Origin of the sequence: Sulfurimonas sp. NW9 (genome assembly GCF_051132275.1) — a bacterium.
Lineage (GTDB): Bacteria > Campylobacterota > Campylobacteria > Campylobacterales > Sulfurimonadaceae > Sulfurimonas > Sulfurimonas hydrogeniphila.
In genome coordinates, this window is the sequence record NZ_CP093236.1 from 1,511,157 (window position 1) to 1,523,969 (window position 12,813).

At 39.4% G+C, this 12,813-nt stretch carries 9 protein-coding genes and 4 pseudogenes; 12 read left to right on the forward strand and 1 reads right to left on the reverse strand.

Annotated elements, in window-relative coordinates; all coding sequences use genetic code 11:
* The first annotated feature begins 69 nt into the window (after positions 1–69).
* The 10 genes and pseudogenes from MLC44_RS08585 (at position 70) to MLC44_RS08630 (ending at position 9,615) form a co-directional block, all read left to right on the forward strand.
* On the forward strand, positions 70–1,215 hold the full coding sequence (locus MLC44_RS08585; RefSeq protein ID WP_434658873.1) for a succinyldiaminopimelate transaminase: 1,146 nt from the start codon (positions 70–72) through the stop codon (positions 1,213–1,215).
* Positions 1,202–1,711, forward strand: a complete 510-nt coding sequence (locus MLC44_RS08590; RefSeq protein WP_434656941.1) for a hypothetical protein — start codon at positions 1,202–1,204, stop codon at positions 1,709–1,711. The genes MLC44_RS08585 and MLC44_RS08590 overlap by 14 nt, the downstream gene beginning before the upstream one ends.
* A pseudogene (murC, locus tag MLC44_RS08595) lies at positions 1,708–3,020 on the forward strand (UDP-N-acetylmuramate--L-alanine ligase). Before MLC44_RS08590 ends, murC begins: the two are co-directional and overlap by 4 nt.
* On the forward strand, positions 3,020–3,349 hold the full coding sequence (locus tag MLC44_RS08600) for a hypothetical protein (protein ID WP_434656943.1): 330 nt from the start codon (positions 3,020–3,022) through the stop codon (positions 3,347–3,349). The pseudogene murC and the gene MLC44_RS08600 overlap by 1 nt, the downstream one beginning before the upstream one ends.
* Positions 3,342–5,562: pseudogene (locus MLC44_RS08605) on the forward strand (endonuclease MutS2). Before MLC44_RS08600 ends, MLC44_RS08605 begins: the two are co-directional and overlap by 8 nt.
* Complete coding sequence (locus MLC44_RS08610) at positions 5,562–6,749, forward strand: NAD(P)/FAD-dependent oxidoreductase (protein WP_434636401.1); 1,188 nt, start codon at positions 5,562–5,564, stop codon at positions 6,747–6,749. Before MLC44_RS08605 ends, MLC44_RS08610 begins: the two are co-directional and overlap by 1 nt.
* Positions 6,750–6,794: 45 nt before the next feature.
* Positions 6,795–7,348 (forward strand): annotated as a pseudogene (locus tag MLC44_RS08615) (LemA family protein).
* Between the two features lie 3 nt (positions 7,349–7,351).
* A complete protein-coding gene (locus MLC44_RS08620) occupies positions 7,352–8,314 on the forward strand; it encodes a DUF3137 domain-containing protein (protein WP_434656945.1) in 963 nt (320 codons plus the stop codon).
* Positions 8,311–8,829 (forward strand): YtfJ family protein, encoded by a 519-nt coding sequence (locus MLC44_RS08625; RefSeq protein ID WP_434636407.1) that lies wholly within the window; start codon positions 8,311–8,313, stop codon positions 8,827–8,829. Before MLC44_RS08620 ends, MLC44_RS08625 begins: the two co-directional genes overlap by 4 nt.
* Positions 8,830–9,615, forward strand: coding sequence for an EI24 domain-containing protein (locus MLC44_RS08630; RefSeq protein WP_151900070.1), 786 nt, complete (start codon positions 8,830–8,832; stop codon positions 9,613–9,615). It abuts the gene before it with no gap.
* A 160-nt stretch (positions 9,616–9,775) separates the two neighbouring features.
* Here MLC44_RS08630 and MLC44_RS08635 read toward each other — a convergent pair.
* Positions 9,776–11,853 (reverse strand): annotated as a pseudogene (locus MLC44_RS08635) (ATP-dependent helicase).
* 108 nt (positions 11,854–11,961) lie between these two features.
* Here MLC44_RS08635 and MLC44_RS08640 point away from each other — a divergent pair.
* Both MLC44_RS08640 and MLC44_RS08645 read left to right on the forward strand, forming a co-directional pair.
* Positions 11,962–12,327, forward strand: coding sequence for a hypothetical protein (locus MLC44_RS08640; RefSeq protein WP_434656948.1), 366 nt, complete (start codon positions 11,962–11,964; stop codon positions 12,325–12,327).
* Complete coding sequence (locus tag MLC44_RS08645) at positions 12,258–12,782, forward strand: GGDEF domain-containing protein (protein ID WP_434656950.1); 525 nt, start codon at positions 12,258–12,260, stop codon at positions 12,780–12,782. The genes MLC44_RS08640 and MLC44_RS08645 overlap by 70 nt, the downstream gene beginning before the upstream one ends.
* Positions 12,783–12,813 lie beyond the last annotated feature (31 nt).

Below are 12,813 nucleotides of genomic sequence, written 5' to 3' on the forward strand. Positions count from 1 at the left end.
CATATTCCTTAATTGTTTATTAGTTATTGTACAGTATAATAGCTTTAATTTAATAAAGCGATGAAAACTATGAATTTTGAACCCTATCCATTTGAAAAATTAAACAATTTATTACAAAATATACAACCAAACAAAGGCTATTATCCCTCTGTTCTCACAATCGGCGAACCACAGTTTGAAACACCTGATTTCATACAAAAAACATTAACTGACAATACCGCACTTTTAAAAAAATATCCAAAAACCAGCGGTGAGACGATTTTAAGAGAAGCGCAAAGAGATTTTATAGGCAAACGCTTTGGTGTCACGCTGAACGATGCACAAATCATTCCCACATTCGGCACGCGCGAAGTCCTTTTTAACTTTCCGCAGTTTTTGCTTTTTGACAAGAAAAATCCCGTTATTGCCTACACAAACCCTTTTTACCAAATCTACGAAGGTGCGGCAACAGCGACACGAGCAAAAGTGATACATTTGAATTTGAGTGAAAAAAACAGCTTTAAACCAAAAATCAACGAAGAAGAGCTGGCAAAGTGTGATCTGGTTATACTTAACTTTCCAAACAATCCTACTACGGCAACGCTCACTCTTGACGAACTTGGAGAGTGGGTCAAACTCGCTCTCAAACATGATTTCGTTTTGCTCAATGATGAATGTTACAGCGAAATATATACAAACAGACCGATGCCTTCACTCCTAGAAGCCGCATTACATGTAAACAATGACACATTTAAAAATATTTTAGTGATTAACTCCATTTCCAAGCGTTCTTCTGCACCTGGTCTTCGCTCCGGTTTTATCGCCGGTGACGCCACAATATTGGGAGAGTATATGAAGTACAGAACCTACATAGGCTGTGCTTCGCCATTACCTTTGCAATATGCGGCAGCAGCGGCATGGAGCGATGAAGAACATGTTGTCAAAGCAAGAGCTGTCTATCAGGAAAACTTTCGTATAGCCCAGGAGATATTGGGAACCAAGATTCCTGATGCTACATTTTACCTCTGGATACATGTCGGTGACGCGCTTGAATTTACTAAAAGATTATACAAAAACTACAATGTAAAAGTACTTCCGGGCGAATATCTCGCCCGAGAAGATGCAAAAGACGACAACCCGGGCAAAGGATTCATTCGTATTGCACTGGTTGAGAATCCCCAAAAAACAAAAGATGCACTTGTAAGAATTAAGGAATGTTTAAATGAGCAAAGATAAAGAGTTAAAAGAAAAAATCCTCAAAGCCCAGCAAAGCGGTGACATAGCAGCACTTTATGTTTTGGAACAGCAGGCACATGAGAGTTTCGATGAAGAAACACTGCAAGGTTTTTATGCAAATATTCTTGATTTGGCGCTGGAAAAGCTTACCCAAACACTCGAAGAACACAGAAAAATGGATATGAACGAAGTGCAGGATTTTGCAACCCTGCGTGCTTTGTATGAATATGCGATAGAGCACTACTCCGCCGGTAAGACAAATGATGCTGCTGCCCTCTTTGAGGTACTCAGCGGGCTTAGTAATGACGAAAAATTTTCAAATGCTTTAAAACTGCACTGGATAGCAGCAGAGGAAAAAATTTCTTTTGATGACTTCCTTGACAGAGTTGCAGATTTGGAAGCGACACAAAGAGCGGGAACTTTTTACATAAGCGAGTTTCAGCAAGAGGCACAAAAATTGCTCGACACAATGAAAGACAAAGGCATACAAGCATGAAAATACACTTCATCGGCATCGGCGGCATCGGTATCTCAGGACTTGCACAGTATATGCATTACAAAGGGCATGAAGTCAGCGGTTCTGACATCAAAGAGACTGTTATTACCAAAAAACTGCGCGCTCTTGGTTTACATGTAACCATACCCCACTCTGCAGATGCTGTTACGAATCACGACCTGATTGTACACTCTGCGATTATCCGCCCTGACAATCCCGAAATTATTGCAGCCAAAGAAAAAGGTATAGAAGTGCTTGCCCGCCGTGAAGCACTGCCTAAAATTCTTCATGACAAAAAAGTCTACTCTGTTGCCGGAGCACATGGAAAGAGCACAACAACAGCAATTCTCTCAGCTATTATGAGCGGCTCTGCCATTATCGGTGCAGAATCCAAAGAGTTTGGTTCAAACGTCCGTTACGATGCAACAAATGATGTTATGATCTTTGAAGCCGATGAGAGTGACGGAAGCTTTATAAATTCAAATCCACATTGTGCCATTGTCATCAATGCCGAACCTGAACATATGGAATATTATGACTATAATTATGAAAGATTTTATGATTCATACAAAACTTTCATAAATCTTGCACCACTCAAAGTTTTAAATGCCGAAGACCCGTTTTTGGCAACACTGGTCAATGAAGTTGAAGCCAAGTGGCTTTATCCCAGCAAAGAGATACAAAACATAGAGTTCGTACTCATAAACAATCAGCCCCATACCCGTTTTACCTTCCGTGATTTTGGGAGTTTTGATGTTTGGGGATTTGGCAAGCATATTGCTATTGATGCAGCCCTCGCGATACTTGCCGCACATGAATCCATGTCCATAGAAGAGATACGCAAAAATATTTTAAACTTCAAAGGTATTAAAAAACGTTTTGATATTGTCGGATTTGAGCACGACAGTGTCATCATAGATGATTACGGGCATCATCCTACAGAGATTAAAGCCACTTTTGAATCGGTCAAAGAGTATGCCATGCTCAAAGGTTTTGACAAAATTACAGCCATTGGCAGCCGCACAAATACTCCAGAACCATTGACAATCTGGAGGAATTCATCAAATGTTTCGACGGAGCGGCCGAGCTTATCATCCTCCCCGTATGGGCAGCGGGAGAAGCACCGCGCGATATTGATTTTCAAGAAAATTTCAAACATTACAACCTTACTCTAGCGGACAAAATATCCCGCAGTAACAATACTATAAAAGTTATAAAAGACAATAAAGACTTGGAAACACTTGATAAAGGGCTCATCATCGGTTTTGGTGCAGGTGATATTACCTATCAAATCAGAGGCACACTGTAATGGCATATATTTACGGTTTAATTATAGTAACACTTTTATTCGCGGCACTGCATTATTTTACAGAACTTAACAACTCTCAAAAACTTCTAATCGGAGCTGTATTGCTCTTTATCATACTCGGTGCCATTACCTACAACAAATATAATCAGGCACAAAGAGACAAAATGCTCAAGACAATAATAAAATACAAACAGGGAAAAACGATTACATGTAACGGCGTCGATGTCAATGCAGACATATACTCCCTCAGTACAGGAACCTACACCTTCATAGGCAAAAAGAACACACCCCACTATGCAGAGATGATAAGTGCAGACAGTTGTGAATAAAACTGCTAAAAGTTCCCGAGTCGATACCCTCATCCACCAACTTGACTTAGTTGAACATATAGAACAGTTTAAAAGTTTTTTTTCCCGTGAACACTCTTTGTACATTGAAGGTGATCAGGAACTGCATTTTCGTTATCAAAGAGTTGGATAAGCTGGAGTTTAAAGCCCCGCCTAAAGTAAGTGATTTTTTTGAAATCAAAGGACATTTGAAAAAACACGGTGTCTTAAATTTTGAACAGATTTTTGAGATTGTCAAAATTGTGCGCTATTTTCGTTATTTTAAAAACAGAGAACTTGAGGGCCTAATCGGAGAATGGATGGAAAAATTCATCATCCCGGAACAGTTTTTGGAAATAGAAAAATATTTCACAAATGACGGAAAATTTGAAGAAAATCTGGATGAAAACCTTTTTGCGCTCAGTAAACGCATACAAGAGCACAAAAGCAACATCTCAGGCGCACTCAAAAGAATGATGTCGAGTTCCAAACTCGCCGGCTACCTTGTCGATACCCAGATTCACTTTATAAACAATGAAGAGTGTCTGCTTGTACGCGGCGGATTTAACCATGTCCTTAAAGGTGCCATACTTGGCAGAAGTACCGGTGGATTTTTTTATGTTGCACCCGACAGCGTACTTAAATCAAAAGAGCAAATTCGTTTTATAGAGCAAGAACGTGAAGCAATATTTTACGAATATGCCAAAGAATTTTCAAAAAAACTCTATGAACTGCAGCCTTTTATCAACTTTATAGACAAAGAGTTTACAAAGTTTGACAACTATCAGGCACGGGTACTCTTTGCAAAAAGCAAAAACCTGCAGCTCGTCAAAAGCAAAAAAGATTCAAAAATAGTGCTCAACAGTTTTATTCACCCGGCTCTGCATAATGCAAAACCTATCAATGTTGACTTTTCCAAAAATATTTTGATGATTACGGGTGTCAATGCCGGCGGAAAAACCATGCTTTTGAAGTCCATATTGGCGGCTTCTTTTATGGCAAAGTATATTATTCCTATGAAACTTAATGAGACAAAGTCACATATAGGCAATTTTAAAGCGATACAGGCCATTATAGATGATCCGCAAAATGTCAAAAACGACATCTCGACTTTTGCAGGCAGAATGCAGCAGTTTTCACGTATATTTGAGTACAAATCAGCACTCATCGGAGTCGATGAGATAGAACTCGGAACAGACTCTGATGAAGCGGCGGCGCTTTTTAAGGTCATTCTCGATGATTTAATCAAACGCGGACAAAAAGTGGTTGTGACCACCCACCACAAACGCCTTGCTGCACTGATGGCAGACCGTGATGATGTGGAACTGATGGCTGCCATTTATGATGAAGAGCAGCGAAAACCCACTTATGAATTTATGCAGGGTATCATCGGGAAAAGTTACGCATTTGAAACAGCCAGCCGTTACGGCATTTCAAATACCATTGTCAATGAGGCAAAAAAAGTCTACGGCGACAACTCGGAAAAACTTTCACTCTTGATCGAACGCGGTTCACAACTTGAACGTGAACTCAGGCAAAAACATCAAAAAGTCGATGAAAAACTGGATGAAATTCATAAAAAAGAGCATGCCCTCAAAGAACAAAAAGAACAGCTTTTGCGTGAACTTGAAAAAGAAAAAGCAGCACTCAAACACTCTTATGATGTTGCCATAAACGAAGCCAAAAATGCGGCAAAAGCAGGCGATGTCAAAGAGATTCACCGTGCGATGAACAAAGCAAACAAAAAACTGCCAAAACAGACACAAAAAGAGGACAAAAGAAATATAGAGTTTAAAGTCGGAGACAAAGTCAAATACCACTCCCAAAAAGGGACGATAGTCTCCATGAAAGGCAAAAACGAGGCGACCATAGAAGTGGACGGTATGCGGGTTCGCGTCAGAACAAAACATCTCAAACCTACACAAATCATTCAACCGAAACCGGCGACAAATCTGAGCTTACATGTAGAGAAAAAAGCGGGACTCAAATGTGACTTGCACGGTTTAAGAGGCGAAGAGGCCTGTGAAGTCTTAGACAAATTTTTAAGCGACGCCCTTATCAACGGCTGGGATGAAGTCATAGTCTATCACGGCATAGGCACAGGAAAACTCTCTTATGCGGTCAAAGAGTTTTTAAAACGCCACCCGCGAGTGAAAAAATTTGAGGATGCCCCACAGCATATGGGCGGATTTGGAGCAAAGGTAGTACATCTGTAATGGCAAAATCAGTTGCAATCATCGGAGGCGGTGCAAGCGGGCTTTTGTGTGCCGTCTTTTGTGCAAAAGCAGGTTTACATGTAACGCTCTATGAGCAAAATACCAAACCGGCAAAAAAAATTCTCGTCTCTGGAAACGGACGCTGTAATATTACAAACAAAAATTTACATGTAAACGATTTTTTTTCTCAAAATCCGAATTTTGTAGAGTATGCCATCAGGAACTTCGGATTTAAAGAGTTTGAAAAATTTGCCGCATCAATCGGACTGCTCTTACATGTAACGGATGACGGAAGAGCCTATCCGCTGAGCAATGAAGCCAAAAGTGTTGCCAAGATTTTTATAGAATATGCCCTGAGCCTTGGCGTTGTTTTTCATACAGAGCATAAAATTACCGATATAAAAAAACTGACAAACAGCTATGACAGTGTTGTCGTTGCCAGCGGTTCGCGTGCTGCTTCTCATTTGGGCGGTAATGCCGATGCCGAGGAGTTTGCCAAAGCCTTTGGGCACACTGTCATTGAAGCCTACCCCTCTTTGGTACAACTCCACCTCAATTCTAAAACAGCCCACAAAATGAGCGGAGCCAAAATCAATGCCGAAGTAACGCTGTTTGTCAATCAGCAAAAAGAGCTTACATGTAACGGCGATGTGCTTTTTACAAATTACGGTGTTTCCGGTTTTGCTATTTTGGATATCTCCCAACATGCCTCACAAGCACTCTTGGAGTACGGGGCTGTTGATATCTCCATCAACCTGCTTCCTGAATTTACAGCACAAAAACTCTCTGCCCATCTCTTACATGTAAAGAAAAACATGCCTGCGTTTACTCTTTTGGATGTATTGGTCGGCTTAGTTCCCTTAAAAATAGCAAACGGTATTTTGCAGGACCTGCATCTCAACCCTGAGAGCAAAAATATAGATACAAAACTCTCCAAAAAAATAGCAAACCTGATGCTCAACTGGCGATTTGAAGTAACAGACACGCATGGATTTCGGCACGCAGAAGTCAGCGGCGGAGGCATAAATACCTTAGAAATAAACAACAAAACATTTGAATCAAAAAAACAGAAGAATCTCTACTTTATAGGAGAGTGTCTCGATGTCGTCGGCAAACGCGGCGGATACAACTTTGCTTTTGCCTGGGCAAGTGCCTATGCGGCGGCCAACGCCATAAGTGCAGATTAAAACATAAACAGATAAAATATACTTATATTAAAAAAGGTTGCTTGTATGTCCACACCGCTTATAATTCTCATAGTGCTTGCCATAGTTCTCATTCTTATGTACAACTCGCTTGTTGCAAAGAAAAATCAGGTTGAAAATATTTTTGCCTCAGTCGATACGCTTTTGAAAAAACGATATGACCTCATACCAAATCTTGTTGCCGGTGTCAGTAAGTATATGCAGCATGAAAATCAATCCTTGAAGATATAACAAAACTCCGTGCCCAGGCAAACAAAACAAATCTGAGCAACAAAGAGAAAATAGATTTGGACAAAAAAATGAGTGCTGCTCTTGGCTCAATTATGATTGCGGTTGAGAACTACCCTGAGCTCAAAGCAAATGAAAACATTCTGCATCTGCAACATTCGCTCAATGAAGTAGAGGCACAGATCTCGGCAGCCCGCCGTGCTTACAATCAAGCCGTTACGGATTACAACAATGCACTTGAGCAGATTCCTACAAATATCATGGCAAATATGATGGGCTACAAGAAAAAAGATGTTTTTGTCATCAGTGAAGACGAGAGAAAAAATGTCAATGTCAAAGAGCTGTTTTCTTAAGATATGAAAAATATCAGTGAGTTAACAGATTTTTACTATAAAACACTCTTCCCTGTTTTGCAGGAACTTGAAAATAAAAGAGAAAAACTTAAAAAAAAGATCATAAATATCGGTATTGTATATACTGTTATTTTCCTGCTTTTTGCTTTTGCACTTTTACAAAACATCCAAAACATTGAAGCCTGGATTTTTGCAGCAGTTGTGTACCTCACTGTGGGCGGAGGCATATACAAATACCTCATCAAAGATTATACCGCACAGTTTAAGAGCCTCATCATTGAGCCCTTGATTCAAGAGATCGATAAAAATCTCACTTATCTGCCAAATGCGCATATTGCACAAGAGAGTTTCACCCGTTCAAAGATTTTTACCGCACGGCCTGACAAATTCAGCGGCAATGACTATATTCGAGGAGCAATTGATGGAATAAAAATAGAACTCTCAGATATTCATGCCCAAAAAAAACATAAAGATTCAAAAGGCAGAACAAGCTGGAGCACAATATTTCAAGGTCTTTTTATTGTTTGCGAATTTAACAAACATTTTGCATCCCAAACCATCATTCTTCCCGACAGTGCCCAAAATACATTTGGCACGCTTATCGGCAACTGGCTGCAGGCAAACAATATGAGCCGCAGCGAACTTGTAAAAATGGACAATATTGCCTTTGAAAAAGAGTTTGTTGTCTATTCAAACGACCAAATTGAAGCACGCTATATTTTGACACATACACTTATGAGCAAACTTCTGCATTTGAAAAAAAAATCAAAACACCCTCTCTATGTCTCTTTTTTAGACGGCAATATTTATATGGCAATAGAGTATAATAAAGATCTTTTTGAACCGTCTGTATTTCATTCACTTTTAAAGTATAAAATAGCAATGCAATATATACAAACCCTGCATTTGGCACTGGGAATTGTCGGGGAGTTACAACTCAACCAAAAACTATGGAGTAAACGATGAAAATAAAACTAACACTGGCAGCACTTTTAACCACCCTCAATTTGTATGCACTTACAATCGGGGAAGCACCAAAAAATGTAACAATAGAGGGTGAAAAAGGAGGACTGGTAACAGGAGGCGCATGGAACTCAAATATGCTTAAAAATAAAGTATTTGTCATGTTTTATGTTGATCCTGATGAAAAAGATGTCAATGAAGATTTTTCTCAGGCACTGAAGAAAAAACACTACAGAGAAAAAGGAGCGTTTGGCAGTATTGCCATTGTCAATATGGCGGCAACATGGAAACCAAACTTCGCAATCGAAGCCATCCTCAAAGGCAAACAAAAAGAATTTCCAAAAACGATCTATGTAAAGGACAAAGACAAAACTCTGGTAAAAGAGTGGAAGATAGCGGATGATGCTTCAAATATCGTCATTTTTTCAAAAGACGGCAAAGTCCTCTTTTACAAATCAGGAAAAATGAGTGCAGACGATACACAAAAAGCATTTCAAATCATTGAGGAAAATATATAAATGGAGAATGAGACAAACATCCTTGCTCTGAGTATCAAAGACCTTTTTACAAAAAAAATGCTGATGTATTCACTCATGCCTTTTGTCATCAGTATGCTAATTTTGTATATTCTCTTTTTTATCGTTGCCGGTCTTGGTGTTGACCAGCTCACAACCATGGAGATACAAAGCACACAAACGACGATCCAAAACGGCATACCTCACACAGAAAGCTTTCAGGCCACACTCGCAGGTACGGGCATCATGAAATTTTTAATGAGCAGTGCGCTGACTTCCTGGATAGCCACTTTTCTTATCTATACCATAGGCGGATTCATGACATTGTATGCTTCTATATTTGTAGCACTGCTTGTTATCGGCTTTTTAACCCATGCTATTTTGAAAGAAATTCACTACAGGCACTATCAGGATGTAGCAATGATAGGCTATTCCAATGCAGCAGAAGGCATATTTTTAACACTGAAATGGATGTTTGTTATGATTGTCCTGTTTTTTGTATTTATTCCCCTGTATTTTATACCCGTTGTAAACATCATAGCATTCAATTTTCCGCTGTATTACTTCTTTCATAAAATGATGATCTATGATGTCTCTTCGGCAATATGCACCAAAGAAGAAGCGATGAAAATCAGGTTTTTTCATGCCAATACACTCAGGCTCAAGACACTGGGACTCTATCTGCTCTCACTCATCCCTTTTGTTATATTTTTTGCATCTGTTTTTTATGTGATATATCTTGGACACAGTTTCTTTTTAGAAACCAGAAAGTTACGCAATGAAAGCTAATATGGCATTGTGTCCGGAATCGGTACTGTAGCACCGACTGCTGTTGCTTTCCTCCCACTCTCGGCCCACCCTAAAGGATGGGTTCCGAGCAAACCGCATATTCCATGGAATCGGTACTTTAGTGCCGACTGTTTAGAATTAAAAGTACAGGTTCGAAAAACTACTCTTCCTCTTTTTCTTCCTGCATTACCATTTTCCTGTAAGCTTCATCTTTTGGAACCATTCCGGCTTCATACAAAAACTGGCTTGGCACAAAGTTCTGTTTTTTAATCTTGTCGTATTTGGCATAACTCAAATAGAGTATGTCTTTTGCCCGTGTGACTGCCACATAAAAAAGCCGTCGCTCTTCATCAAGACTCCCACCCCGCTGCATCAGTTTTCTGTTTGGAAAACGCCCGTCCATCAAATCTATCACATACACTTCTTTGTATTCAAGCCCTTTGCTTGCATGCACACTCAAGAGATTAACCCCCTCTCCCTGCGTCAAGTCGGATGAACCCAAAATCATCGCATTTAAAAAACGTTCATGCTCAGAATAAGGTTTTGAGAGCTCTTCTAAAAGCAGAGTTTTTCTCTGTATTCTGCTCAGTGCTTCCGTTTTTTGTTTCTCATCAACAGAACCGTCTTTGAGTGTCGCTCTTTTAGTTGCAAGTACATCGGATATATACATGTAAAGCGATGAATTTGCAATTTTTTTCACGACTGTTTTTGGCTGTTTCACCCCTTTTAGATCACGAAAAAGCAAGTAAAAATTATGCAAAAAAGTCGCGCTCTCTTTTGTAAGTTTTGGATGTTTGAGTACCGGATTTTTCATAAATTTTGCTTCAAATCCGAGTTTTGCATATTTTCCGACAGCACCGAGTTCCAAAAAATCATCAAAAAGACCGAGCTGATGGTTGAGTTTGCGCTTTTCAAAAGGATTTTTCATCCCCTCATCAGGCGCATAGAGTCCGTAAAAAATACTCCCCTGCCCTAAAGCTTTGAGTGCAATATAGAGCTCTTTTGCCATAGCAGAGCCAATGCCCCGTGCAAATTCAAAGAGATGTATAAAAGCCATCATATCCGACTCGTTCACAAGCAGTGTGTATAAATCAAGTATCGCTTTTATTTCGCGCGAATCAAAAAAACTTGTGCCTCCTTTACGTTTGCAGGGAATATCAAGCTCACGAAGTCCAACTTCTATACCGTCAGCCGAGGAGTTATTACGAAAAATCACGGCTATTTCTTCTTGGGTGTCTGCGTATCGCGAATCATGGCAGCCATAGCATGATACTGGTCAAACAGCTCATCAAATGCCAAAAGTTTTGGAGCCTGCGCATCATATATACGTGTCACTTCCAGTTTTTTCGGATAAATTCTCTCATTATGCTCAATGACCTTGTTTGCAAGAGAGAGAATAGGCACAGAAGAGCGGTAGTTTTTTGTCAGAGTATGCACAACCGCATCAGGATATTTTGTCGTAAAGGAGCCTATAATCCCGATATCAGCACCGTTAAAAGCATAAATACTCTGATCATAATCCCCCACACAAAAGAGCGAGGGCGGGTTCATCGCATCTATAAGCGTTCCCTGCAGGGCATTGGTGTCTTGGTACTCATCCACCAAAACCTCTTTATATCCCAGTTCGTCATTTTTGCACATCTCTCTGAAGTTCAACAGCAAATCGTTAAAATTTAAAAAACCGTACTCTTTTTTCAGTGCTTCAAATTCATCGACTATATCGGCATATATCAGAGCAAAGAGTTCATGTTCGGGATATTTTTCTATAAGCCAATCTTCAAAATTATTTTGCAGTTCCGTATTTTGGTAAAAAGAGTACAAATCGTACAGATAATTCCCGCCGTAGGGCTGTACTTCAGCCTCTATATGCATAAAAGAGCGCTTTTCAAAGACAGAGCGAAAGAGTGTTTTGAGTTCTCTCTGCTGTTTGAGCACCACTCGTTTGTCTCTTTTTTTCAGCCATCTGTAGCTGACCGCATGAAATGTTCCCGCATCAATTTTTTTGGCAACACCCCCGCCGAAATACTCTGCAACACGTGCCACCATCTCTGCTGCCGCCTTGTTTGTAAAAGTCAGCAGAAGAATTTCATTTGGTGCAATGCCATTGTTTAAAAGATGTCCGATTCTGCCGACAATAGTCGAGGTTTTTCCTGTTCCGGCAGAGGCAATGATGAGATTTTTACTGTAAGGAGATGTTGCAGCGGCATACTGTTCTTCATTTAATCGGGACAACGGCATAAACAAACTCCTTGGGCAAAAATTTTAAGAGTGTGATTATACTTATTTATTGTTAAATTTATTTGGGATATGCTAAAATCATTTAAATTAAATGTTTTAAGGCAAGCCATGGAAGAAAATAAAAAAATATTAGAGATTGTTTCGAATGAGGCAAAAAACTCTATCGCACAGATTCCTGTTGTCACACCTACTATTTATGCTTCAGTTTTTTCAGACTTTGCCAAGAAAAACAATCTTGAAATAGAAGATGAGGAAAGCCTTTCAAGAAAAATTATAGAAACTGAATGTTCACGATTTACAACTTTACAAAATGAAACATCCAAAAATGTACAGGCCTTAAGTGAAAATACAAACAGGGCCATTCATGCTATTGAGAACAAAGACGAAAAATTCTCAATCAGGTGTTGCAAGAGACGCAATATCTTCGTCAAGAAATTGAAAAACTCAAAGAATCTGTTTACAAAGATGAACTGACCCACGCATATAACAGAAAATGGCTTCATGATACTCACCTGGACCCGCTTGGCAATACTTTTGTGCATAATGGAACGCTTGCTATTATAGATCTGAACTATTTTAAACAGGTGAACGATACACATGGCCACATTATCGGTGATAAAGTTTTAATATTTTTGACAAATGAACTGAAAAAATTAAAAATTCCTGTCATACGCTACGGAGGTGATGAGTTTATCATACTCTTTGGCGACAGTGTCTCCGAGGAAAAAGCAAGCTCTTTTTTAAATACAATCAGAGAAAATGTTCTTGGCAAAAAATTAAAAGCACACAACGACACCTTTCGTGTCAGTTTTTCATTTGGTGTAACCAAATTTAAAAAAAATGATCTCCTGCCACAGGTTATAGAAGTAGCTGATAAAAATATGTACAATGATAAGATAGAGATAAAAAAGAGAGTAACCGGCATATAGCAATTTCTAAGCAAATACTCACCTCTTTTTG

Bases quoted from the DNA above. Each gene is read 5' to 3' on its own strand.
- MLC44_RS08585 (WP_434658873.1), top strand. From the start codon at position 70: ATGAATTTTGAACCCTATCCATTTGAAAAATTAAACAATTTATTACAA.
- MLC44_RS08590 (WP_434656941.1), top strand. From the start codon at position 1,202: ATGAGCAAAGATAAAGAGTTAAAAGAAAAAATCCTCAAAGCCCAGCAA.
- MLC44_RS08600 (WP_434656943.1), top strand. From the start codon at position 3,020: ATGGCATATATTTACGGTTTAATTATAGTAACACTTTTATTCGCGGCA.
- MLC44_RS08610 (WP_434636401.1), top strand. From the start codon at position 5,562: ATGGCAAAATCAGTTGCAATCATCGGAGGCGGTGCAAGCGGGCTTTTG.
- MLC44_RS08620 (WP_434656945.1), top strand. From the start codon at position 7,352: ATGAAAAATATCAGTGAGTTAACAGATTTTTACTATAAAACACTCTTC.
- MLC44_RS08625 (WP_434636407.1), top strand. From the start codon at position 8,311: ATGAAAATAAAACTAACACTGGCAGCACTTTTAACCACCCTCAATTTG.
- MLC44_RS08630 (WP_151900070.1), top strand. From the start codon at position 8,830: ATGGAGAATGAGACAAACATCCTTGCTCTGAGTATCAAAGACCTTTTT.
- MLC44_RS08640 (WP_434656948.1), top strand. From the start codon at position 11,962: ATGGAAGAAAATAAAAAAATATTAGAGATTGTTTCGAATGAGGCAAAA.